Raw genomic sequence first — 21,502 nt, forward strand, 5'->3', positions numbered from 1 at the left:
GTTCTCGCCGCATCCATAGCAGTCGCTGGGATAATCCCCAGTATGAGCGAGCAGCGCACCCGCCCCGTCATCTACGCCGTCTGGCTGATCATCGCGAGTGTGGTGGGCTGGTTCGCCGCCTTCCAGCTCACTGTCGAGAAGTTCGTCCTGGCGGCCAACCCTGACGCCGTCCTCAGCTGCAACGTGAGCGTGATGATCCAGTGCGGGAAGAACCTCGAATCCTGGCAGGGCGAGGTCTTCGGCTTCCCCAACCCGATTCTCGGTATCGCCGGCTGGATGGCGCCGCTGTTCGTCGGCGTCGCCCTGCTCGCGGGATCCCGCTTCCCGCGGTGGTTCTGGCTGACCTTCGGTGCCGGGGTCACCTTCGCCTTCGGTCTCGTGTGCTGGCTGATCTGGCAGAGCATCTACGCCCCCAACCTCGGCGTTCTCTGCCCCTGGTGCATGCTCACCTGGTCGGTCACCATCCCCACATTCTTCGCGACGATGCTGCACCTCACCCGCAACGGCACCTTCACCAGCAACGAGAAGACGAAGGCCCGCGCCGAGAGGCTGATGGCCTGGGTCCCGCTCGCGACGATCCTCGCGTACGCCGTCGTCGTCCTGCTCGCTCAGCTGCGTGGCCTCGATCTCCTCGGCGAGGTCATCGGCATGATCTTCTGATCCCCGCTCCGCCGACGGCGGAGACGACGAAAGCCCGCCCGCCGAGACTCGGCGGGCGGGCTTTTCACGTGCGGACGGGTTCTCAGTCGAACCAGATGCCGAGCTCGCGCGCGGCGGACTCGGGGCTGTCCGAGCCGTGCACGAGGTTCTGCTGCACCTTGAGGCCCCAGTCGCGACCGAAGTCGCCACGGATCGTGCCGGGCGCAGCGGTCGTCGGGTCGGTGGTGCCGGCGAGCGAGCGGAAGCCCTCGATCACGCGGTTGCCCGCGAGACGGATGGCGACCGAGGGGCCGGAGAGCATGAACTCGAGCAGCGGCTCGTAGAACGGCTTGCCCTCGTGCTCGGCGTAGTGCTCGGCCAGCAGGTCGCGGTCGGGCTCCACCAGACGGATATCGACGAGGGCGTAGCCCTTCGCCTCGATGCGGGCGAGGATCGCGCCGGTGAGGCCGCGAGCGACGCCATCGGGCTTGACGAGGACGAGGGTTTCTTCGGTGGCCATGTCATTCACTCTCTGTGTCTGAGATCTGCGTGGTCTGAGTCTCGGTCGTGGGTCCGGCCGGGCGTCGTGCGTCCAATCGGGCCCCTCCGATGGTCGCATACGCCCACATGCCGCCGAAAATCAGGACGACGAGCAGGATGGAGGGAACGAAGAACGCCGATAGGGCGACGAGTGCCTGCACGACCCACCCGGCGGTGATCGCCCAGGGCTTCGTGATCATCCCGGCGATCGCGATGCAGGCGAGCGCGACCACCGCCCCGGCGACGATCGCCCACCACTGCTCGATACCGTCGGGAAGCTGCCGCAGCCCGAAGATCGTCAGGCCCACGAGGAAGACCACGATGGCCTCGAAACCCAGCACGACAGGTGCGAGCTTCTGCACGAGCGTGCGCGGCGGGCGCGGCCGGCGGGTACGGCGAGCCGGTGTCGCGTCGGCGCTCATGCGCGCCACCCCGCCTTCCAGTCCTCGTCCTGCGCCAGGGCGATCGCCTCTCCGGCGAGCACCACGGAGCCCGCGATGATGACCGCGCGTCGATCGGAGGATGCGGCCCACTCGCGCGCGGCGTCGGCGGCGTCTGCCAGCGAGTGGTGCACGGTCGCCCGCTGTCCGGCCTGCTCGACGAGGTCGGCGATCGCATCCGCATCGCTCGCGCGATCCGAATCCGGAGCGGTGGCGAACACGTGCGCCGCTCCCGGTGCCAGTTCGGCGACGATGCCGGCGGCGTCCTTGTCGGCGAGCACACCGAGCACCAGGCCCCATTCGTCGAAGTCGAAGCTGTCGTCCAGAGCCTGCGCGAGTGCCTTGGCGCCGTGCGGGTTGTGAGCCGCGTCGACGATCACGGTCGGGGCGATGCCGAGCAACTGCAGCCGGCCCGGTGACGTGCTCTCCTGCAGACCCGCCGTCACGATGTCCGCGGCGATGCGCTGGGTGGCACCGCCGATCAGCGACTCGACGGCGGCCACTGCGAGAGCGGCGTTATGCCCCTGGTGAGCGCCGTACAGCGGCAGGTACTCCTCGGTGTACTCCCCCGCCAGGCCACGGATCGTGAGCAACTGGCCGCCGACGGCGAGCTTCTGCTCGGTGAGACCGAACTCCTCGCCCTCGAACGCGATGGTCGCGTTGCGCTCCGCCGCCACGCGACGCAGCACCTCGGCCGCCTCCGCGGGCTGCTGGGCGGACACCACGGCCGCGCCCTCCTTGATGATGCCGGCCTTGACCTCGGCGATCTCGGCGATCGTGCTGCCGAGACGGTCGGCGTGGTCGATGTCGATCGGCGCGAACACCGCGACGTCGCCGTCGGCGGTGTTCGTGGAGTCCCACTCCCCACCCATGCCCACCTCGAGCACGAGCACGTCGATCGGCGCATCGGCCACGGCGACGAACGCCAGCACGGTCAGCAGTTCGAAGAACGTCAGCGGAGCATCACCCGCGGCTTCGAGCTCGGCATCGACGATGTCGACGAACGGCTCGATCTCGTCCCACGCATCCGCGACGGCCTCATCGGCGATGGGCTCGCCGTCGATCATGATCCGCTCGGTGAAGCGCTCCAGATGTGGGCTCGTGAACAGTCCCGTGCGCAGATCGTGCGCCCGCAAGAGGCTCTCGATCATCCGCGCGGTCGACGTCTTGCCGTTCGTACCCGTGATGTGCACGACGCGGTACGTGCGCTGCGGGTCATCGAGGAACGCGAGGATGCGGGCGGTGCGCTCCTTGCGCGGCTGCACCCAGCGCTCTCCGGCGCGGCTCAGCAGGGCCTCGTAGACGGCATCCGCCCTGTCCTTGTCACTCATGCTCCCGCTCCCATCCTGGTGACGGCGATCGTGAAGTCGCCGGCATTGGCATATGTCCCGGCGGGGATGACCGCGGAGAACTCGGGCGTCACTCCCGCAGCCGCGGCCAGGACCGCTCCGTGTCCGAAGATCGAGTCTCCCTGCGCGTCGATCACGTAGTACTCCTCGGCGAGAGTCTCTGCCGCGATGCCGGCCAGGTCGAACGCCGACACGACAGCCTGGGTGTCCACGTCGTCCTGGAACCGGAGGACCAGCTGGATGCGGTCGCTGACGTCGAAGTCGGCGTTCTTGCGCGTCTCCTGCACGGCGCGGATGACATCGCGTGCGAGTCCCTCGGCCTCGAGCTCCGGGGTCGTCCTGGTGTCGAGCAGCACGAAGCCACCGGTCGGGACGATGGCCAGGGCCTCCCCCTCCGGGCGGCCGGTCGTCTCGAGCACGAGCTCGTACTCCGACGGCTCGAGGACGATGCCACCTGCCGTCACGACACCGGAGACCTCACTCCAGTCACCGGAGCGCGCCGCCTGGATCGCCTTCTGCACGTCCTTGCCGAGGCGCGGACCCGCCGCACGGGCGTTGACGCTCAAGCGGTGCGCGATGCCGTACTCCGCCGCCGTGTCATCGGCGAGCGTGACGAGCTCCACCGACTTCACGTTGAGCTCCTCACGGAGGATGTCCTCGAACTGTCCGAGCGACGCCGCGAGCGGTGAGACCACCGTGAAGCGTGCGAGGGGCAGGCGCACGCGCAGCTTCTCCTTCTTGCGCAGCGCGTTGCCGACGCTCGACAGCTCGCGCACCGCGTCCATCGCGTCACGGATCTCGTCCGCTGCCGGGAACTGCGTGTCGTCCGGCCAGTCGGTCAGGTGCACGCTGCGACCGCCGGTCAGGCCCTGCCACACGCGCTCGCTGACGAGCGGCACGAGAGGCGCCGCCACACGGGTGAGCGTCTCGAGCACGGTGTAGAGGGTGTCGAAGGCCTCGCGGCTCTTCGGGTCTTCCGTCACGCCGGTCCAGAAGCGGTCTCGCGAGCGGCGGATGTACCAGTTGGTCAGCACCTCGGCGAAGTCGCGCAGCCGCGCGGACGCGGTGGTGGAGTCCAGCCCCTCCAGATCCACGCGCACCTCGCGGACGAGGTCGCCCAGACGGGCCAGGATGTAGCGGTCGAGCACATCCGTGGAGTCGGTGCGCCACTCGGCCTGGTAGCCCTCGGCCCCCGAGGCGTTGGCGTACGTGGCGAAGAAGTACCACGAGTTCCACAGCGGCAGCAGGAACTCGCGGACCCCCGAGCGGATGCCCTCTTCCGTGACCGCGAGGTTCCCACCGCGCAGCACCGAGCTCGACATCAGGAACCAGCGCATCGCGTCGGAGCCGTCGCGGTCGAGCACCTCGGACACGTCCGGGTAGTTGCGCAGCGACTTCGACATCTTGTAGCCGTCGCTGCCCAGCACGATGCCGTGGCAGCTGACGCCGGTGAAGGCCGGACGATCGAACAACGCGGTCGACAGCACGTGCATGACGTAGAACCAGCCGCGGGTCTGGCCGATGTACTCGACGATGAAGTCCGCCGGCGCGTGCGAGTCGAACCACTCCTGGTTCTCGAACGGGTAGTGCACTTGCGCGTAGGGCATCGAGCCCGAGTCGAACCACACGTCGAAGACGTCCTCGATGCGGCGCATCGTGCTCTTCCCCGTGGGGTCGTCCGGATTCGGACGCGTGAGGTCGTCGATGTACGGCCGGTGCAGGTCGACCTCGCCCTCGGGGTTGCGCGGCAACGTGCCGAAGTCGCGCTCCAGATCCTCCAAGGACCCGTACGCGTCCACGCGCGGGTACTCGGGGTCGTCGCTCTTCCAGATCGGGATGGGCGAGCCCCAGTAGCGGTTGCGGCTGATCGACCAGTCGCGCGCGCCCTCGAGCCACTTGCCGAACTGTCCGTGCTTGACGTTCTCCGGCACCCACGTGATCTGCTCGTTGTTCGCGAGCATGTCGTCCTTGATGTCCGTGACGCGGATGAACCAGCTCGACACGGCCTTGTAGATCAGGGGGTTGCGGCAGCGCCAGCAGTGCGGATACGAGTGCTCGTAGCTCTGCAGACGGATCAGCCGGCCGTTCTCACGGATCAGGCGCACGAGCGGCGTGTTCGCGTCCATCCAGAGCTGGCCCGCGACGTCGGTGACGTTCGGGAGGAACTTGCCGCCGTCGTCGAGCGACAGGATCGTCGGGATTCCGGCGGCACCGGCGACCCGCTGGTCGTCCTCACCGTAGGCCGGAGCCTGGTGGACGATGCCGGTGCCGTCGCTGACCGTGACGTAGTCGTCGACCAGGATGCGCCAGGCGTTCTCGGTGCCGTAGGTCTCGGTGTCGGCGTAGTAGTCGAACAGCCGGTCGTAGGTGACGTCCTGCAGCTCGGCACCGCGCACGGTCGCATCGACGGCGGCGAGCGCGTCGTCGACGCTCTCGTAGCCGAGGTCCTTGGCGTATCCCCCGAGGAGCTCACGCGCCAGCAGGTAACGGTGCGCGGAGGCTTCGATCGCCGCATCCGTGGTTCCCGCCGCCTGGTGCACGTCCGCGGCGCCGTTCGGGCCGGCGGGCAGCACGACGTACTCGATTTCCGGGCCCACGGCGAGCGCGAGGTTCGTCGGGAGGGTCCAGGGCGTGGTCGTCCAGGCGAGGGCACGCACGCCGGTGAGGCCGAGGGCTTCTGCCTTGGCGCCTGTGAGCGGGAAGGTCACCGTCACGGAGGGGTCCTGGCGCATCTGGTAGACGTCGTCGTCCATGCGCAGCTCGTGCGCCGAGAGCGGGGTCTCGTCGCGCCAGCAGTACGGGAGGACGCGGTATCCCTCGTAGGCGAGGCCTTTGTCGTACAGGGTCTTGAACGCCCAGAGGACGCTCTCCATGTAGCCGAGGTCGAGCGTCTTGTAGCCGCGGTCGAAGTCGACCCAGCGCGCCTGACGGGTGACGTAGTCCTGCCACTCGTGCGTGTAGGCGAGCACCGAGCTCTTCGCCTTCGCGTTGAAGACGTCGATGCCCATCTCCTCGATCTCGGCCTTCTCGGTGATGCCGAGCTGCTTCATCGCCTCGAGCTCTGCGGGCAGGCCGTGCGTGTCCCAGCCGAAGACACGGTCGACCTTATGACCCGTCATGGTCTGGAAGCGCGGGAACACGTCTTTCGCGTATCCGGTGAGCAGGTGGCCGTAGTGCGGCAGGCCGTTCGCGAAGGGAGGGCCGTCGTAGAACACCCACTCGGGCGCGCCCTCACGCTGCGCGATCGAGGCGCGGAAGGTGTCGTCCGTCTTCCAGAACGCGAGCACCTCCTCCTCGATCTGCGGGAAGCGGGGGCTGGGCGCGACGGAGTCGGCGGCGGGGCCGAAGGAGGAACGGGGGTAGGTCATCGTGTCTCGCAGTGGTCGTCGTGGCGGATGCTCCTGCGAGGACGACCCTCACGGACCGCGGTACCACCTCGCGTGCCGCGCCTTGCGACGCGACCACTCTCACTGCGGCTGTGACGGGCCTGCCCCGCTCGGTTCTACTGAGCACCGCCCGAGGGCCGCGCCGTTCTTCCGAGAGCTCCCCGGTGATGGCCGGATCGATGCTCTTCCCTCCAGTGTACGCGTGCGCATCCCCTCAGGACGCCGCTCTCCTCTCCGGCGCCCGGCACCCCGCTCCCGGTTCGCGATGTCGTCGGCGCGCCCTACGCTCGGACCATGGCCCGCACCCCCGAGTCCCCCGCTCCTCCCCGCATCGCCGACCCCGACCTCCCGCCCGTGCTCGAGCCCGCTGTTCCCCGACGCAGCGCCGACCTGATCGCCGCCCGGCTCGACCTGAGCGGCACCGTCGATCTCGCCTACTCGACGCTCGAGCAGTGCGTGGTGAGCGCTGACGCCGACACGGTCGATCTCACCGGAGCGACGGTCGTCGACGTCGACATGCCGGGTGTGCGCATCGCCTCGCTCCGCATGCGCGATGCCGGCGTGCGGCGGGTGCGGATCAGCGGTGGCCGTATCGGCACGCTCGACCTGAGCGAGTCGCGCATCTCGGAGCTCGAGCTGCGCGACGTGCGCATCGACTACCTGAACCTCGGTGCGGCGAAGGTCACCGATCTTGAGATCTCCGGCTGCGCCATCCGCACGATCGACATGCCGCAGGCCGAGCTGACGCGCGCGAGATTCACCGCCACGTCGACCGACGAGGTCGATTCGCGGGGCATGCGGGCGAAGGACCTCGACCTGCGTGGCCTCGACGCTGTCGCCTTCCTCGATGCCAACAGCCTCCGCGGAGCGACTCTCACGTCATTCCAGGTGCAGCAGCTCGCGCCGGTCATCGCGGCGGGCATCGGCATCCAGATCAAGGACTGACGTCTGATCAGAGCTCGGCAGGGCCGCTCGCGGCGAGCAGCTCACGGGTGAACGCATGCTGCGGCGCCCCGAACACCTCTGCAGTGGTGCCCTGCTCGACGATCCGTCCGTCCTGCATCACGAGCACCTCGTCGGCGACCGCTCCGACCACATCGAGGTCGTGGGAGACGAGGATCATCGTCAACTGCCGCTCCTGCTGCACCCGCGCGAGCAGCCGCAGCACCCGCTCCCGCACCGAGGGGTCGAGGGCCGAGACAGGTTCGTCGAGGACCAACACCTCCGGGTCGGCGGCGAGCGCGCGGGCGATGGCCGCCCGCTGCCGCTGTCCGCCGGAGAGCGCGCTCGGACGCCGGTCGGCGAGCTCCGGGGCGAGGTCGACCTCGGCGAGGAGTCGGGCGACGCCCGCAGCCCGCTGAGCGCGAGGCACCCCGCCCGCTTCCAGCCCCTCTCGCAACGAACGGCCGATCGTCCATCGCGGGTCGAACGCTCCGAGCGGATTCTGGTGCACGAGCTGCACCCGGCGCTGCGATGTCCACCGCAGGGAACCGGCGTCCGGAGCGTCGACTCCGACGATCATGCGCGCCAGCGTCGTCTTACCGGACCCCGACTCCCCGACGATGCCGAGCGTCCGTCCGTCTTTCAGGGCGAAGGAGGCATCGACGACCGCGGGCACGGCATCGAAGCTCCGGGAGACCTCGTCGGCGATCAGCAGCGTCGAGGAATCCGCGGGGGCCGTAGCGCGTGGTTCATGGACCGTCGCCGCGATGAGCTGCTTCGTGTACTCATGCCGGGGGTTCTCGAGAACCTCGGTCACCGGGCCGGACTCCACGACGACCCCACCCCTCATCACCAGGACGCGATCGGCGATCCGTCGGACGGCCGCGAAGTCGTGGCTGATGAACACGAGTGCCGTTCCCGCCTCGACGATCTCGCGCAGCAGACCGAGGATCCGTGCCTGCACGGTCGCGTCGAGAGCGGTCGTCGGCTCGTCCGCCACCAGCACGGCGGGATCCGCGGCGAGCGCGGAGGCGATGAGTGCTCGCTGTCGGAGTCCGCCGGAGAGCTCGTGCGGGTGCTGTCGGGAGCGGCGTTCGGGGTCGGGCATCCATACCCGTGCCAGGAGCTCCCGCACCCGCTCCGCCCTCGCCGCCCGTCGCCGGACGATCTGGTGCAAGAGCAGCGGCTCGGCGATCTCTGCCCCGATCCGTCGCAGGGGATCGAGCGAGACCAGGGCGTCCTGGGAGACGAGCGCGATCCCGGCCCCGCGCAGCTCGCGCCACGCGCGCTCGGACAGCCCGGCCGCATCCGTCCCGTCCACGACCAGCCGGTCCAGCGAGACGTCGGCGTCCGTGGGAGTCAGTCCCAGCAGCGCACGAGCCGTGAGCGACTTGCCGGCGCCGGACTCCCCCACGATCGCGATGCACTCGCCGCGGTCGACGGCGAAGGACACGTCATCGACGACCGGGTTCCCGTCGAATGCGATCCGCAGCCCGCGCACTTCCAGGGCGACGCTCATGCGATCCTCCCGTCTCCGCGAGCGCGCAGGATGCGCCCCACGACGGTCGCCGCCACCACGGTGAGCGTGATCGCGATGCCGGGGAACAGCGAGATCCACCAGGCCTGCCCGAGGACGTTGCGCCCACCGGCGAGCATCAGTCCCCACTCGGGAGTCGGCTCCGACGGGCCGAGCCCCAGGAAGCTGAGCCCGGCCGCTGCCAGGATGCTGGAGCCGATGCCGATGGTGGCGAGCACGCTCAGCGCGCCGAGGACTCCCGGAACCACGTGCCGGGTGAATGCGCGCATCCGTGGCACCCCGAGGATGCGCGCCGCCTCGACGTGCTCGGCGACGCGGAGAGTCTGCGTCTGCACTCGGGCCAGCCGGACGTAGACGGGCACGGCGGCCAGCGTCACCGCGATCGCGATGTTCACCGGTCCCGGGCCCAGCACGGCGACGACGACGAGTGCGACGAGAAACTCGGGGAAAGCCATCAGCACGTCGTTCACCCGCATCACCGTGATGTCGACGCCCCTCGGCGCGACCCCGGCGAGCGCGCCGATGACGAGTCCGCCGACGAGCGCCACCCCGGTGGCGAAGAGCCCGATGCCCAGCGAGCGCGCCGCACCGTAGACGACCCGCGAGTACACGTCGCGTCCGCTCTGGTCGGTGCCGAACAGATGCTCGGCACTCGGCGGAAGCAGGGCGGCGCGTACATCCGTCTGCAGCGGATCGTGTGTGGCGAGGACACCGGGCCAGAGCGCCGCGAACGCGATCACCGCGAGGACCAGGATCGCGACCCACAGCAGCATCCGCTGCGCGCGCCTCATCGGACACCTCCCGATCGCGAAGCCCTGATGCGCGGGTCGATCAGCGGATGGACGAGTTCGACGACGAGGTTCACCGCCACGAAGACCAGGGCGCTCAAGAGGATGATCCCCGTGATCACCGGAAGGTCGCGGTCGCTGATCGCGGCGAGTGTGACCCGGCCGAGGCCAGGACGGGCGAACACCGTCTCCACGAGCACCGCCCCACCGAGGACGGATCCGGTCAGGTAGGCGGCGAGCGTGACAGCAGAGGCGGCGCCGTGGCGCAGCCCATGCCGCAGCGTGAACCACGAGGGACTGGCCCCACGAGCCCGCACCGTCTCGGCGAAGGGCATCCGCTCCGCCTGCATCAGCCCGTCGCGCAGCACTTGGCTGAGCAGCGCCGCCACCGGAAGCGCGAGAGTGATCGCCGGCAGCACGATCGTGGCGGGGTTGCGAGCACCCGACACTGGGAACCAGCCCAGACCGAACGCGAAGACGCTCAGCAGGACGAGCCCGATCCAGAAGACCGGGGAGGAGAGCACCACCAGTTCGACCGCCGCCGCGACCGTCCGACCCGCCTTGCCGCGAACGAGCACCGCCACGGACAGCGCGAGCACCAGGGCGATCACGAGCGCGAGCACCGAAAGCTGGACCGTCGCACCGAGTTGACGCCCGATCACCTCGGTCACGGGCATCCGCAGCTGGTACGACTCTCCCAGGTCTCCCCGAGCGAGCTGACCGATGAAGCCGAGGTACTGCTCGAACGGCGGGCGATCGAGCCCGAGATCGGCTCTGATGCCTTCTTTGACCGCCTCGCTCACCTGCGCCTGGGGCCCCAGCATCACCGATACCGGATCCCCCGGGATCACCCGGAAGGCGAGGAAGGCGACGGTCGCCGCGCCCCAGAGGACGATCACGACGGACGCGGCGAGGCCGGCGATACGGACGAGAGCAGCCCTCACCACCCGTGCCCTCCGCTCAGCCGGCGGCTCAGCCGACGGTCACATCGTAGAACAGCGGTCGACCGTACAGGTCGTACTGCAGCCCCTCGACGCGATCGCCGACGGCGGTGATCGCAGACGGGCTGTAGAGCGGCACGATCGCCGTATACGTCGCGTTCCACTGCTGCAGCTGGGTGTAGAGCTCGTTGCGCTCGTCCTGGTCGCTGGTCGCGACGGCCTTCTCCAGCAATGCATCGATCTCGGGATCGCTCACCTGCGACGCGTTCTGGAACCCGTCGGTGTGCAGGTGGCTGCGCAGCAGATCGGGGTCGACGCCGGAGAAGCCCCAGTCCGTCAGATCGAACGTCTTCGGCTCGTACTGCTCGTTGTAGGCCCCGGGTTCGAGCACCTCGCGCTGGACCTCGAACCCGATCTCCTTGAGGTCGGACTGGATCGCGTTCGCGAGAGCGGCGCGGTCATCCGGAACGGGAGTCCAGGCGATCCATCGCACCGAGAGCCGCTTACCGTCCTTCATACGGATGCCGTCGGTGTCGCGTGCGGTCCATCCCGCCTCGTCGAGGAGCGCGTTCGCGGCGTCCTGGTCGAACGGCCAGCTGCCCTCGAGCGACGCGTCGTAGCCCGGGGTCGTCGAGCCGAGGATGCTCCATGCGCGCGGGAACTGGCCGAAGTAGATCTCCTCCACCGCCGCGTCGATGTCGACGCCGCGCGCGAAGGCCTGACGCACCTTCTCGTCCGCGAACACCCTGTACTTCTCGTTCAGGTACAGCGAGTAAGGCAGACCCGGGTACTCGATCGAATCGACCGTGATGCCGTCGCCGAGATCCTTCGCGAGGTTCGGCGGGATGTTGCTGGCCAGGTCGGCCTCCCCGCTCGTCACCACGCCCGTGCGGACCGAGGCTTCCGGCTGGATCTCCACACGCAGCGTCTCGAACTTCGGGGCCTTCGCATCATGCGGACCCCACGCATAGTCGTCGTTGCGGGTGTACACGATCTCCTGGTCCGGCGTGTACTCGGTGAGCTCGAACGGACCGGTACCGACGGTGACGTCGGGTCCCCCCGCCTTGAGCTTGTCCGCGGACTTCGCGAGGACGGCCGGCGAGTAGAAGCCGAGCTGCGGCGTGCTCGCCGCCTGCAGGAACGGTGCGTACGGCTGCGTGAAGGTCACCGTGACCGTGTAGTCGTCGACGACTTCGGTGCCCTCATAGAAGTCGGCGCCGAGCATGCTGGCCGCCTGCGCGGATGCCGTCTCCGGATCGACGATGCGGTCGAAGTTCGCCTTGACCGCGGCGGCGTCGAACTTCTCGCCGTCGGTGAAGGTCACGTCGTCACGGAGCACGAACGTGTACTCCGTGCTGTCCGGCGAGACCTCCCAGCTCTTCGCGAGCCACGGGCTGAACGTTCCATCCGCCTCCTGGAACACCAGCGAGTCGAGCACCGCCCGCTGCACCATGCCGGAGACGTCGAGCTGGCTCACCTGCGGGTCCATGTGCCCAGCCGAGAGGTTCGCGCCCTCGATGGACCACACGAGCTCTCCGCCCTCGCCGTCCGAGCCGGGAGCCGCGCATGCGCTGAGCACCAGCGCAGTGGCAGCGGCGAGCGCCGCGAAGGGCAGGAGACGACGCACAGGTCTTGCGGGCATGACGGTTCCTCTGGACGAACGGGTCGGGACACCCCATCCTACGGCCGATTGTTGGACGGGGTCGATCTGCGACGGGCTGCCGATGCCCCGATGCTCGGTAGACTGTTCGGCACAACCCACACTCAGGCACGCTCACACAGTGCCGCATACATCGCTCGAGGAGACCTTCATGCCTGCTTCCGAACCGTCGCAGAACCAGATTCCCGACAAGCCCGCACTCGAAGGCCTCGAAGCGAAGTGGGACGCCGCCTGGGCCGAGCAGGGCACGTACCTGTTCGACCGTCTTCGCGCGGCGCAGTCCGGCCGCGAGGGCGTGTACTCGATCGACACCCCGCCTCCGACGGCATCGGGCAGCCTGCACATCGGACACGTGTTCTCCTACACGCACACCGATGTGAAGGCTCGGTTCGAGCGCATGCGCGGAAAGACCGTCTTCTACCCGATGGGTTGGGACGACAACGGCCTGCCGACCGAGCGACGGGTGCAGAACTACTACGGCGTGCGGTGCGACCCCTCGCTCCCGTACACCCCCGATTTCACTCCTCCCTTCGAGGGCGGCGACAACAAGTCGAGCCGCGCGGCCGACCAGCAGCCCATCAGCCGCCGCAACTTCATCGAGCTCTGCGAGCGCCTCACCATCGAGGACGAGAAGCAGTTCGAGGCGCTGTTCCGCCAGCTCGGACTGAGCGTGGACTGGACGCAGACCTACCGCACCATCTCCGACGACACCATCCGACAGAGCCAGCTCGCTTTCCTGCGCAACATCGAGCGCGGCGAGGCCTACCAGGCGCTGGCTCCGACCCTGTGGGACATCGACTTCCGCTCCGCCATCGCGCAGGCCGAGCTCGAGGACCGCGACCAGCAGGCGGCGTATCACACGATCGAGTTCCCGTTCGCGGACGGCTCGGGATCGATCGCGATCGACACCACCCGCCCGGAGCTGCTCCCCGCGTGCATCGCGATCGTGACGCATCCGGAGGGGCCGCACAAGCACCTCATCGGCACCAAGGTGAAGACCCCCTTCTTCGGCGCTGAGATCGAGATCCACGGCCACCACCTCGCCCAGCCCGACAAGGGCACCGGAGCGGCGATGGTCTGCACCTTCGGTGATGTGACCGACATCATCTGGTGGCGCGAGCTGCGCACCACCGAGAACGAGTCCCTGCCGAACATGACCACGATCGGTCTGGACGGGCGATTCCTGCCCGAGGCTCCGGCGTCCGTCGAGAATCCCGAGGCCGCGACCTGGTACGCCGAGGAGATCGCGGGCAAGACCGTCTTCAGTGCGCGCAAGGCCATCGTCGAGAAGCTGCAGGCGACCGGCGACATGACCGCGGTCGGCAAGCCCTTCAACCACGCCGTGAAGTTCTTCGAGAAGGGAGACCGTCCGCTCGAGATCGTCTCCACGCGCCAGTGGTACATCCGCAACGGTGCCCGCGACGGCGAACTGCGCGACAAGCTCATCGCCCACGGCGAGGAACTCTCCTGGCACCCCGAATTCATGCGCGTGCGCTACGAGAACTGGGTGGGCGGTCTCACGGGCGACTGGCTCGTGTCGCGTCAGCGCTTCTTCGGTGTGCCGATCCCCCTCTGGTACGCCCTCGACGAGAACGGCGAGCGCGATTATGACCGCGTGCTCACCCCGGATGCGGCGTCGCTCCCGATCGATCCGACCACCGACGTGCCCGCCGGGTACACCGTGGACCAGCGCGGCGTGCCGGGTGGCTTCGACGCGGAGGCCGACATCCTCGACACCTGGGCGACCTCGTCCCTCACACCGCAGCTCGCGGGCGGCTGGCAACGTGATGAGGAGCTGTGGCAGCTCACCGCTCCGTTCGACCTGCGCCCGCAGGGCCAGGACATCATCCGCACCTGGCTGTTCTCCACCATGCTGCGTTCGACGCTCGAAGACGACAGGACGCCGTGGCGCAACGCCGCGATCTCGGGCTTCATCGTCGACCCCGACCGCAAGAAGATGTCGAAGTCGAAGGGCAACGTGGTCACCCCGGCCGACGTGCTCGACGCCCACGGCTCGGACGCGGTGCGTTACTGGGCCGCATCGAGCCGCCTCGGTATGGACGCGGCATTCGACCTGCAGAACCCCACGCAGGTCAAGATCGGCCGTCGTCTGGCCATCAAGGTGCTCAACGCCGCCAAGTTCGTGCTGTCGTTCCCCGTGCCCGACGGCGCACAGGTCACGCACGCCCTCGATGCGTCGATGCTGACAGCCCTCGACGGCGTCGTGGTCGAGGCGACCAAGGCATTCGAGCGGTATGACGCCGCTCGTGCTCTGGAGCTCACCGAGGCCTTCTTCTGGACGTTCTGCGACGACTACCTCGAGCTCGTGAAGGAACGCGCCTACAACCAGGCCGATGTGGGGCAGGCATCCGCGGCGCTCTCGCTGCGTCTGGCCCTGTCGACGCTGCTGCGCCTGCTGGCTCCCGTGCTGTCCTTCGCGGCAGAGGAGTCGTGGTCCTGGTTCGAGGAAGGGTCCGTGCACACCGCCGCGTGGCCGACGCCTCTCGGTATCGACGGTGACCCGGCCGTGCTCGCCGCGGCCAGCGAGGCGCTGATCGGCATCCGTCGCGCGAAGACCGAGGCGAAGGCCTCGCAGAAGACTCCGGTCTCACGTGCGGCGATCGCCGCCCCCGCAGCGAAGCTCGATGCCCTCCGTGCCGCAGCCGATGACCTCCGCGCCGTCGGCCGCATCGCCGAGCTCGAGTTCACCGAGGCCGAGGCGTTCGCGGTCACCGCGATCGAGCTCGCCCCGGTCGAGGCCTCCTGATGCAGCTGGGCACGCGCTGGGCGGCCGGGTCCGAGGCTCCGGCCTCCGTCCCGGCATCCCTCCGGCCGGCGATCGCCGAGGTCGAGTCCCGGGGCCTCACGGGCCACTGGACGCTCACGTGGCTGGAGGGGCGCGCGATCGCGGAGCTCGACGCGGGCTGGGAGGTCTTCCAGACCGCGACCGGCGAGATCGTCGTCCGTCCCTTCCAGGACTGAGTCCCGGCCGGGACCGCGCTACGCCTCAGCGCCGCGTCAGGCCGAGCTGTGCGAGTGCGTGATCGACTGCGCGCGGATCCTGCCTGCGGGTCTGCTGCTCGCGCAGCAGGTCGAGGGCGATCTCACGTCGCTCGGCACGTCGGGAGATGCGGTGCTCGACGTACGCGGTGAGATGGTCGGCGAGTCGCAGCAGCCCGCGTTCGGTCTGCGTCGGAGCCACCAGGTGAAGCGTCGCGCTGGTCATGATTCCTCCAGGATGTCGTCGCCGGATCCGTGCGTCGCGTGCTGCGGCGTCGGCAGGTCGAAGAGTTCGGTGCGGAGCGAGACGCGTCGCACATCGGGTCCGGTCTGGCCCCGGTAGCGCTCGATGGCCCTCTCGACGATGGTCTCGAGCTCCTCGCGGAGCGACATGGCCTGCTCCGGCGTCATATCGAGGTGCGTGGTGATGGTGATCCCCACATCGCGCCACGCCTCCGGGACCTCGGACTGGGGTCGGTTGAGGTACGACATCAGGGTCTCGTGCCGCAGACGGAAGAACTCCGACGTCACGATCTGGGCAGCCGCCCGATTCGACGGCGAAGTCATCTCGTCAGGACCGGGCACGTCGATGCGCCCCTTGGGCCGTTCCCACCACCGCTCGCGCGCCGTGCCTCGCCCCTCGACTTCGCGGATGAGATCGTGAGCAGCCAACGCGCGGAGGTGATAGCTGGTCGACCCCGATGTCTCCCCTACGAGTGCAGCGAGCGAACTGGCGGTCTGCGGACCGCGCGCGGCGAGGATGTCGAAGATCTTCACCCGGAGCGGGTGCGCCAGCGCCTTCAGGGCGCTGGCATCGAGAGTCCTGACCTGCGTCTCGTTCGTCATGCATGCAAAGATACCCTTGCAAATATTTCTTTGCAAGGGTTTCTTTGCAACTAGCCCCGGTTCTGTCGCAGGGTCAGGTGCAGGGCCCGTCGCAGGGTCAGTTGCAGGGTCAGTCGACGACAGCGCGTGCGGCGACGAAGGCCTCCACGCAGCGCTCGACCTGCTCGGGTGTGTGAGCCGCCGACAGCTGCACGCGGATCCGCGCCAGCCCGCGCGGCACGACGGGGAAGCTGAATGCGGTCACGTACACGCCGCGCTCCTGCATCTCCCTGGCGATCCTCGCCGTCTTCGCCGCATCGCCGAACATGACGGGCACGATGGGGTGCTCCCCGGGGAGCAGGTCGAATCCCTCGGCGGTCATGCGCTCGCGGAACAGGGAGGCATTGCGGCGCAGACGCGCACGAAGGTCGGCGGACCCCTCGACGAGATCGAGGGCGGTCAGGGTTCCGGCCACGATCGCGGGAGCGAGTGTGTTCGAGAACAGATAGGGACGAGAGCGCTGACGCAGCAGGGCCACGATCTCGGCGTGCGAGGCGACGTACCCGCCCGATGCACCGCCCAGCGCCTTGCCGAACGTCCCGGTGTAGATGTCGACGCGATCGGCGACCCCGCACAGCTCCGGCGTCCCCCGACCGTTCTCCCCCACGAAGCCGACGGCATGCGAGTCGTCGACGAAGACCAGTGCGTCATAGCGCTCGGCCAAGTCGCAGATCTCGGCGAGCGGCGCGATGTACCCATCCATCGAGAACACGCCGTCCGTCACGATCACCCGGAACCGGGCCTTTTCCGCCGCCTTCAGCTGCTCTTCGAGATCGCTCATGTCGCGGTTTCGATAGCGAAGCCTCTGCGCCTTCGAGAGCCGGATCCCGTCGATGATCGACGCATGGTTCAGCTCGTCCGAGATGATGGCGTCCTCGGCGGAGAAGAGCGTCTCGAACACGCCGCCATTCGCGTCGAAGCATGACGAGTACAGGATGGCTTCGTCCGTGCCGAGGAAGTCGGCGAGCCGACGCTCCAGCTCGAGGTGCTGCTCCTGGGTGCCGCAGATGAAGCGCACGCTCGCAAGCCCATAGCCCCATTCCTGCAAGGCCGTCGTCGCCGCGTCGAGGATGCGCGGGTCGTCGGCGAGCCCGAGGTAGTTGTTGGCGCAGAAGTTCAGCACCTCTGCGCCGTCGGCGGTGATCTCCGCGTTCTGGGGGCCGCGGATGCCGCGCTCATGCTTGGTGAGCCCGGCCTCCTCGATGCCCGCCAGCTCATCCGACACATGCTTCTGAAAAGTCCCGTACATCACAGCTCCGTCCAGTCGAGGATGATCTTGCCTGTTCCCGCTGACTCGGCCGCGGCGAATCCGTGTTCCCAGTCGCGAGCGGGGACCACCTCCGCGATCACGCGGCCGATGGCGTCCCGCAGGGAGGCGCTGGTCTGCAGCATCGCTCCCATCGCGTTCCACGTCTCGAACATCTCGCGCCCGTAGATGCCCTTGATCGTGAGCATGTGGGTGACGAGCTTGCCCCAGTCGATGCCGAATCCCGCGCTCGGCAGACCCAGCATCGCGATGCGACCGCCGTGGTTCATGTTGTCGATCATGGCGGGGAGGGCCGACGGCGCACCGCTCATCTCGAATCCGATGTCGAAGCCCTCCCGCATGCCGAGCGCCTGTTGCGCTTCGCGGATGTCGCGGACCGAGACGTCGACGACCTCGTCGGCGCCCATCCGGCGGGCCATCTCCAGACGCGGCGCGCTGACGTCCGTCGCCGTGATGAACCGTGCTCCCGCATGCCGGGCGACGGCGATCGCCATCAGCCCGATGGGTCCGCAGCCGGTGACGAGCACGTCCTCTCCGACGAGTGGGTAGGTGAGCGCTGTGTGCACGGCATTGCCCAGGGGATCGAAGATGGCCCCCAGCTCGGGGGTCACTTCCGAGTGATGGACCCAGACGTTCGCCGCGGGCAGCACGAGGTACTCCGCGAAGGCGCCGTCGCGTTGCAGACCGAGACCGATCGTGCGGATGCACATCTGGCGGCGACCCGCTCGACAGTTGCGACAGGTGCCGCAGACGATGTGTCCTTCGCCGGAGACCCGATCGCCGACGGCGATGTCGCGCACGCCAGGGCCGACCTCCACGACCTCCCCGTAGAACTCGTGACCGGGGATCAGCGGTGCGGCGATCGCGGACGCCGCCCATTCGTCCCAGCGGAGGATGTGCAGATCGGTGCCGCAGATCCCCGTGCGCAGCACGCGGATGACGACGTCGTCAGTTCCGGCGGTCGGGTCGGGGCGCTCGACGAGCTCGAGTCCCGCACCGGCTGCGGCTTTGAACAGTGCCTTCATGATCTCGATCACACCGCACCTGACGTTGTAGAACAATCGGCATCGTCTGCACCGTCGATGTAGCGAGAGCTACACTGTGGTCGTGGAACTCCATCAACTGCAGATCCTGAGGGAGCTCGGCGCCCTCGGCAGCGTGACCGCCGTGGCCGACGCGCTCAGAGTCACTCCGTCTGCGGTGTCCCAGCAACTCGCAGCCCTGCAGAGGGGTGTTCCGACACCGCTGACACGCCGGATCGGCCGGACCCTCGCCCTTACGCCCGCCGGTGAAGTGCTGGCGACGGCCGGCGCCGAGGCGATCGACGCGATGGCCGCAGCACGGCATGCCCTCGACGAGTTCGAGGGAGCCGCGACGGGAGTCGTGAGCATCAGCGGATTCCACAGCGTCGGGCAGGCCCTGTTCGGCGCGCTGGTGCGGGTACTGGCGTCCGCAGAGGATGCGCCGACGGTCCAGCTCACCGACGAGGATGTCGCGCAGAGCGAGTTCCCCGCGCTCACCGCCCGCTACGACCTCGTGCTCGCGCACCGCATGGAGCACTCCGACCCCTGGCCCACGCAAGGCGTGCGCAGTCTCACCCTCATACGTGAGCCCCTCGATGTCGCCGTCTCGATCTCCCACCCTCTCGCCGGCCGCGCCAGCCTCACTCCGGCCGACGTCGCAGGACAGAGATGGGTCACCAGTCGCATCGGCTACTCCCCCGACGATGTCCTTCGTGCGGTGTCGGCCGTCGCCCACCACCCTGTCGACATCCAGCACCGCATCAACGACTACGGCGCGGTGTCGGCGGTCGTGGCGGCAGGTGGGGTGATCGGAATGCTGCCGCGCTTCACCTCACGGAGCGTCGATGATCGCGAGATCGTGCGGATCCCGCTCGAGGGGGTGAGCACGCACCGGATGATCGATCTGCTCGCCCGCCCGGAGACCCTGCGTCGTCGATCGGTCCGCGTGGTGGTGGAAGCGCTGCGCGGAGTGATGACGCGCCTGAGCGAGGACGGTTCCTGAGCCTGGACAGCCGGGGTGGATAGGCTCGGAAGATGACCGACGCCACGAATCCGCTGCTGCAGCCGTCGACGCTCCCCTACGGCCTCCCGGACTACGGCGCGATCCGGCCCGAACACTACCTCCCCGCGTTCCAGGCGGGTTTCGAGGAGCAGCGTCGCGAGATCGCGCGCATCACCATGGTGCGCTCGATGCCGACGTTCGAGAACACGCTTGAGGCGCTGGAACGATCCGGCGAGCTCCTCGACCGCGTGGCGCACACCTTCTATACCGTGAGTTCGGCCGATGCGACGCCCGAGATCCAGGCGATCGATGAGCAGCTGGCACCGCTCATGGCCGCGCATCAGGACGCGATCACGCTCGACGGCCAGCTCTACTGGCGGGTGCAGCACGTGTACGACCAGCGTGACTCCCTGGATCTCGACCCTGAGCAGCGCTACCTGGTGGAGCGCCACCACCGCGAGATGACCCACGCGGGTGCGGGTCTCGACGACGAGGCCAAGGCGCAGCTGACCGCACTGAACCAGAAGCTCTCGACGCTGACGAACACGTTCGAACGCAACCTCCTGAACGACACCAACGACCTCGCCGTGGTCTTCGACACCGCCGACGAGCTCGACGGGCTGAGCGCGGGAGAGCTGTCAGCCGCCGCGCGCGCGGCAGCGGACAGGGGCCTCGACGGCAGGTACCTGATCACCCTGCCGCTCTTCACCGGGCATCCTGCACTGGCACAGCTGCGCGTACGGGAGTCGAGGCGGCGCATCATGGCCGCCTCGCACGCGCGCGGATCCCGGGACAATGCCAACGACAACCGAGGGGTGCTCCTCGAGATCGTGCGGTTGCGGGCGAAACGCGCCACACTGCTCGGCTACGACTCGCACGCCGCCTACATCACCGCCGACGAGACCGCTGGAACTCCGGATGCCGTCGAAGAGATGCTCCGTCGCCTCGCAGCCCCGTCCGCGCGCAACGCCCGTGCCGAGCACGCGGCCCTCCAGGCGATCGTCGACGAGACCGAGGCAGCACCCTTCCCGGTCGAGGCGCATGACTGGGCTTTCTACACCGAACGAGTGCGTACAGCCAGGTACGACATTGACTCCAGTGCGCTGCGCCCCTGGTTCGAGGCAGAGCGCGTCCTGCAGGAAGGTGTCTTCTTCGCGGCGACCCGACTCTACGGCGTCACCTTCTCCGAGCGAGACGACCTCGCCGCGTACCATCCCGGCGCACGCGTCTTCGAGGTGCGCGATGAGGACGGCACCGCGGTCGGCCTGTACGTGCTCGATCTGTACACCCGGGACTCGAAGCGTGGCGGCGCGTGGATGAACGCGATCGTGAGCCAATCGCGCCTGCGCGGCACGGCTCCCGTCGTCGTCAACAACCTGAACGTGCCGCTTCCGGGAGATGGCGAGCCGACGTTGCTGACTCTCGATGAGGTGACCACGCTGTTCCACGAGTTCGGGCATGCGCTGCACGGACTCTTCGCGACCGTGACCTACCCACACTTCGCCGGGACGAATGTGTTCCGCGACTTCGTGGAGTTCCCGAGCCAGGTCAACGAGATGTGGATCCTGTGGCCTGAGGTGCTCGACAACTACGCACGCCACCACGAGACCGGTGCGCCGCTCGACCCCGCGATCGTGGAGCGCCTGCGAGCGACCGAGACGTTCGACCAGGGGCATGCCACCAGCGAGTATCTGGCGGCGGCCTGGTTGGATCAGGCCTGGCATCGCCTCGGCACCGACGTGCAGGTCACCGACGTCGCCGCGTTCGAGGCTGCCGCATTGGCGGACATCGGCCTGGACGACCCTGCCGTCCCGACACGGTACTCGTCGACGTACTTCGCCCACGTCTTCTCCGGCGGGTACAGCGCGGGCTACTACTCGTACATCTGGAGCGAGGTGCTCGACGCCGACACGGTCGAGTGGTTCCGCACGAACGGCGGCCTCACCCGGGGCAACGGCGACCGGTTCCGTCGGCGTCTGCTCGGGGTGGGCGGCTCGAAGGATCCGCTCGACGCCTACCGCGACTTCCGTGGCCGCGATGCCGAGATCCAACCGCTCCTGAAGCGCCGTGGACTGGGCGACGGAGTCGTGAGACTCTGAGCGC

General features: G+C 68.5%; 18 protein-coding genes. 6 read left to right on the forward strand and 12 right to left on the reverse strand.

Annotated features, from left to right (window positions below; genetic code table 11):
* Positions 1-42: 42 nt before the first annotated feature.
* Entirely contained in the window at positions 43-660 is a 618-nt protein-coding gene (locus ACLFA2_RS01350; protein WP_021198516.1) for a vitamin K epoxide reductase family protein, read from the forward strand.
* Between the two features lie 82 nt (positions 661-742).
* Here the strand turns inward: ACLFA2_RS01350 and ndk are convergent, their stop codons facing one another.
* Genes ndk through ileS form a run of 4 tightly spaced genes read right to left on the reverse strand, consistent with a single transcriptional unit; the run spans position 743 to position 6,336 of the window.
* A complete protein-coding gene (ndk, locus tag ACLFA2_RS01355) occupies positions 743-1,159 on the reverse strand; it encodes a nucleoside-diphosphate kinase (RefSeq protein ID WP_017830321.1) in 417 nt (138 codons plus the stop codon).
* A gap of 1 nt (position 1,160) precedes the next feature.
* Positions 1,161-1,601, reverse strand: a complete 441-nt coding sequence (locus ACLFA2_RS01360) for a DUF4233 domain-containing protein (RefSeq protein WP_208323550.1) — start codon at positions 1,599-1,601, stop codon at positions 1,161-1,163.
* Complete coding sequence (locus ACLFA2_RS01365; protein WP_167253923.1) at positions 1,598-2,950, reverse strand: bifunctional folylpolyglutamate synthase/dihydrofolate synthase; 1,353 nt, start codon at positions 2,948-2,950, stop codon at positions 1,598-1,600. The genes ACLFA2_RS01360 and ACLFA2_RS01365 overlap by 4 nt, the downstream gene beginning before the upstream one ends.
* The gene (ileS, locus tag ACLFA2_RS01370) at positions 2,947-6,336 is read right to left on the reverse strand and encodes an isoleucine--tRNA ligase (RefSeq protein WP_167253921.1); all 3,390 of its coding nucleotides are present in this window, start codon (positions 6,334-6,336) and stop codon (positions 2,947-2,949) included. The genes ACLFA2_RS01365 and ileS overlap by 4 nt, the downstream gene beginning before the upstream one ends.
* 312 nt (positions 6,337-6,648) lie before the next feature.
* Here ileS and ACLFA2_RS01375 point away from each other — a divergent pair, with 312 nt between their 5' ends.
* Positions 6,649-7,299 (forward strand): pentapeptide repeat-containing protein, encoded by a 651-nt coding sequence (locus tag ACLFA2_RS01375; RefSeq protein ID WP_167253919.1) that lies wholly within the window; start codon positions 6,649-6,651, stop codon positions 7,297-7,299.
* A gap of 7 nt (positions 7,300-7,306) precedes the next feature.
* Here the strand turns inward: ACLFA2_RS01375 and ACLFA2_RS01380 are convergent, their stop codons facing one another.
* Genes ACLFA2_RS01380 through ACLFA2_RS01395 form a run of 4 tightly spaced genes read right to left on the reverse strand, consistent with a single transcriptional unit; the run spans position 7,307 to position 12,204 of the window.
* Positions 7,307-8,815, reverse strand: a complete 1,509-nt coding sequence (locus ACLFA2_RS01380) for an ATP-binding cassette domain-containing protein (RefSeq protein ID WP_167253917.1) — start codon at positions 8,813-8,815, stop codon at positions 7,307-7,309.
* Positions 8,812-9,624 (reverse strand): ABC transporter permease, encoded by an 813-nt coding sequence (locus ACLFA2_RS01385; protein ID WP_426621909.1) that lies wholly within the window; start codon positions 9,622-9,624, stop codon positions 8,812-8,814. Before ACLFA2_RS01385 ends, ACLFA2_RS01380 begins: the two co-directional genes overlap by 4 nt.
* Positions 9,621-10,565 (reverse strand): ABC transporter permease, encoded by a 945-nt coding sequence (locus ACLFA2_RS01390; protein WP_347125627.1) that lies wholly within the window; start codon positions 10,563-10,565, stop codon positions 9,621-9,623. Before ACLFA2_RS01390 ends, ACLFA2_RS01385 begins: the two co-directional genes overlap by 4 nt.
* Positions 10,566-10,593: 28 nt before the next feature.
* A complete protein-coding gene (locus ACLFA2_RS01395) occupies positions 10,594-12,204 on the reverse strand; it encodes an ABC transporter substrate-binding protein (RefSeq protein ID WP_426621910.1) in 1,611 nt (536 codons plus the stop codon).
* A 169-nt stretch (positions 12,205-12,373) separates the two neighbouring features.
* On the opposite strand from ACLFA2_RS01395, the gene valS reads away from it, so the two are divergent.
* Together valS and ACLFA2_RS01405 are read left to right on the forward strand one after the other, a co-directional pair.
* Positions 12,374-14,989 (forward strand): valine--tRNA ligase, encoded by a 2,616-nt coding sequence (gene valS / locus ACLFA2_RS01400; protein WP_426621911.1) that lies wholly within the window; start codon positions 12,374-12,376, stop codon positions 14,987-14,989.
* Positions 14,989-15,204 carry a hypothetical protein gene (locus ACLFA2_RS01405; protein ID WP_021198594.1) on the forward strand — a complete coding sequence of 72 codons (216 nt, stop codon included), beginning with the start codon at positions 14,989-14,991 and terminating at the stop codon, positions 15,202-15,204. Before valS ends, ACLFA2_RS01405 begins: the two co-directional genes overlap by 1 nt.
* Before the next feature lie 25 nt (positions 15,205-15,229).
* Here the strand turns inward: ACLFA2_RS01405 and ACLFA2_RS01410 are convergent, their stop codons facing one another.
* The 4 genes from ACLFA2_RS01410 to tdh form a co-directional block, all read right to left on the reverse strand.
* Positions 15,230-15,448: a hypothetical protein gene (locus ACLFA2_RS01410; protein ID WP_136025007.1), complete on the reverse strand. Its 219-nt coding sequence runs from the start codon at positions 15,446-15,448 to the stop codon at positions 15,230-15,232.
* A complete protein-coding gene (locus ACLFA2_RS01415) occupies positions 15,445-16,068 on the reverse strand; it encodes an ArsR/SmtB family transcription factor (protein ID WP_029258191.1) in 624 nt (207 codons plus the stop codon). Before ACLFA2_RS01415 ends, ACLFA2_RS01410 begins: the two co-directional genes overlap by 4 nt.
* Positions 16,069-16,177: 109 nt before the next feature.
* Complete coding sequence (locus ACLFA2_RS01420; RefSeq protein WP_021201500.1) at positions 16,178-17,356, reverse strand: glycine C-acetyltransferase; 1,179 nt, start codon at positions 17,354-17,356, stop codon at positions 16,178-16,180.
* Positions 17,356-18,399, reverse strand: a complete 1,044-nt coding sequence (gene tdh, locus ACLFA2_RS01425) for an L-threonine 3-dehydrogenase (protein WP_031208257.1) — start codon at positions 18,397-18,399, stop codon at positions 17,356-17,358. Before tdh ends, ACLFA2_RS01420 begins: the two co-directional genes overlap by 1 nt.
* Before the next feature lie 82 nt (positions 18,400-18,481).
* On the opposite strand from tdh, the gene ACLFA2_RS01430 reads away from it, so the two are divergent.
* Both ACLFA2_RS01430 and ACLFA2_RS01435 read left to right on the forward strand, forming a co-directional pair.
* Positions 18,482-19,399: a LysR family transcriptional regulator gene (locus ACLFA2_RS01430; protein ID WP_029258194.1), complete on the forward strand. Its 918-nt coding sequence runs from the start codon at positions 18,482-18,484 to the stop codon at positions 19,397-19,399.
* A 32-nt stretch (positions 19,400-19,431) separates the two neighbouring features.
* Positions 19,432-21,498: a M3 family metallopeptidase gene (locus ACLFA2_RS01435; RefSeq protein WP_426621912.1), complete on the forward strand. Its 2,067-nt coding sequence runs from the start codon at positions 19,432-19,434 to the stop codon at positions 21,496-21,498.
* The last annotated feature ends 4 nt before the right edge of the window (positions 21,499-21,502 follow it).

Origin of the sequence: Microbacterium sp. As-52 (assembly GCF_049949185.1) — a bacterium.
In the GTDB taxonomy this organism is placed as follows: Bacteria; Actinomycetota; Actinomycetes; order Actinomycetales; family Microbacteriaceae; genus Microbacterium; species Microbacterium maritypicum_A.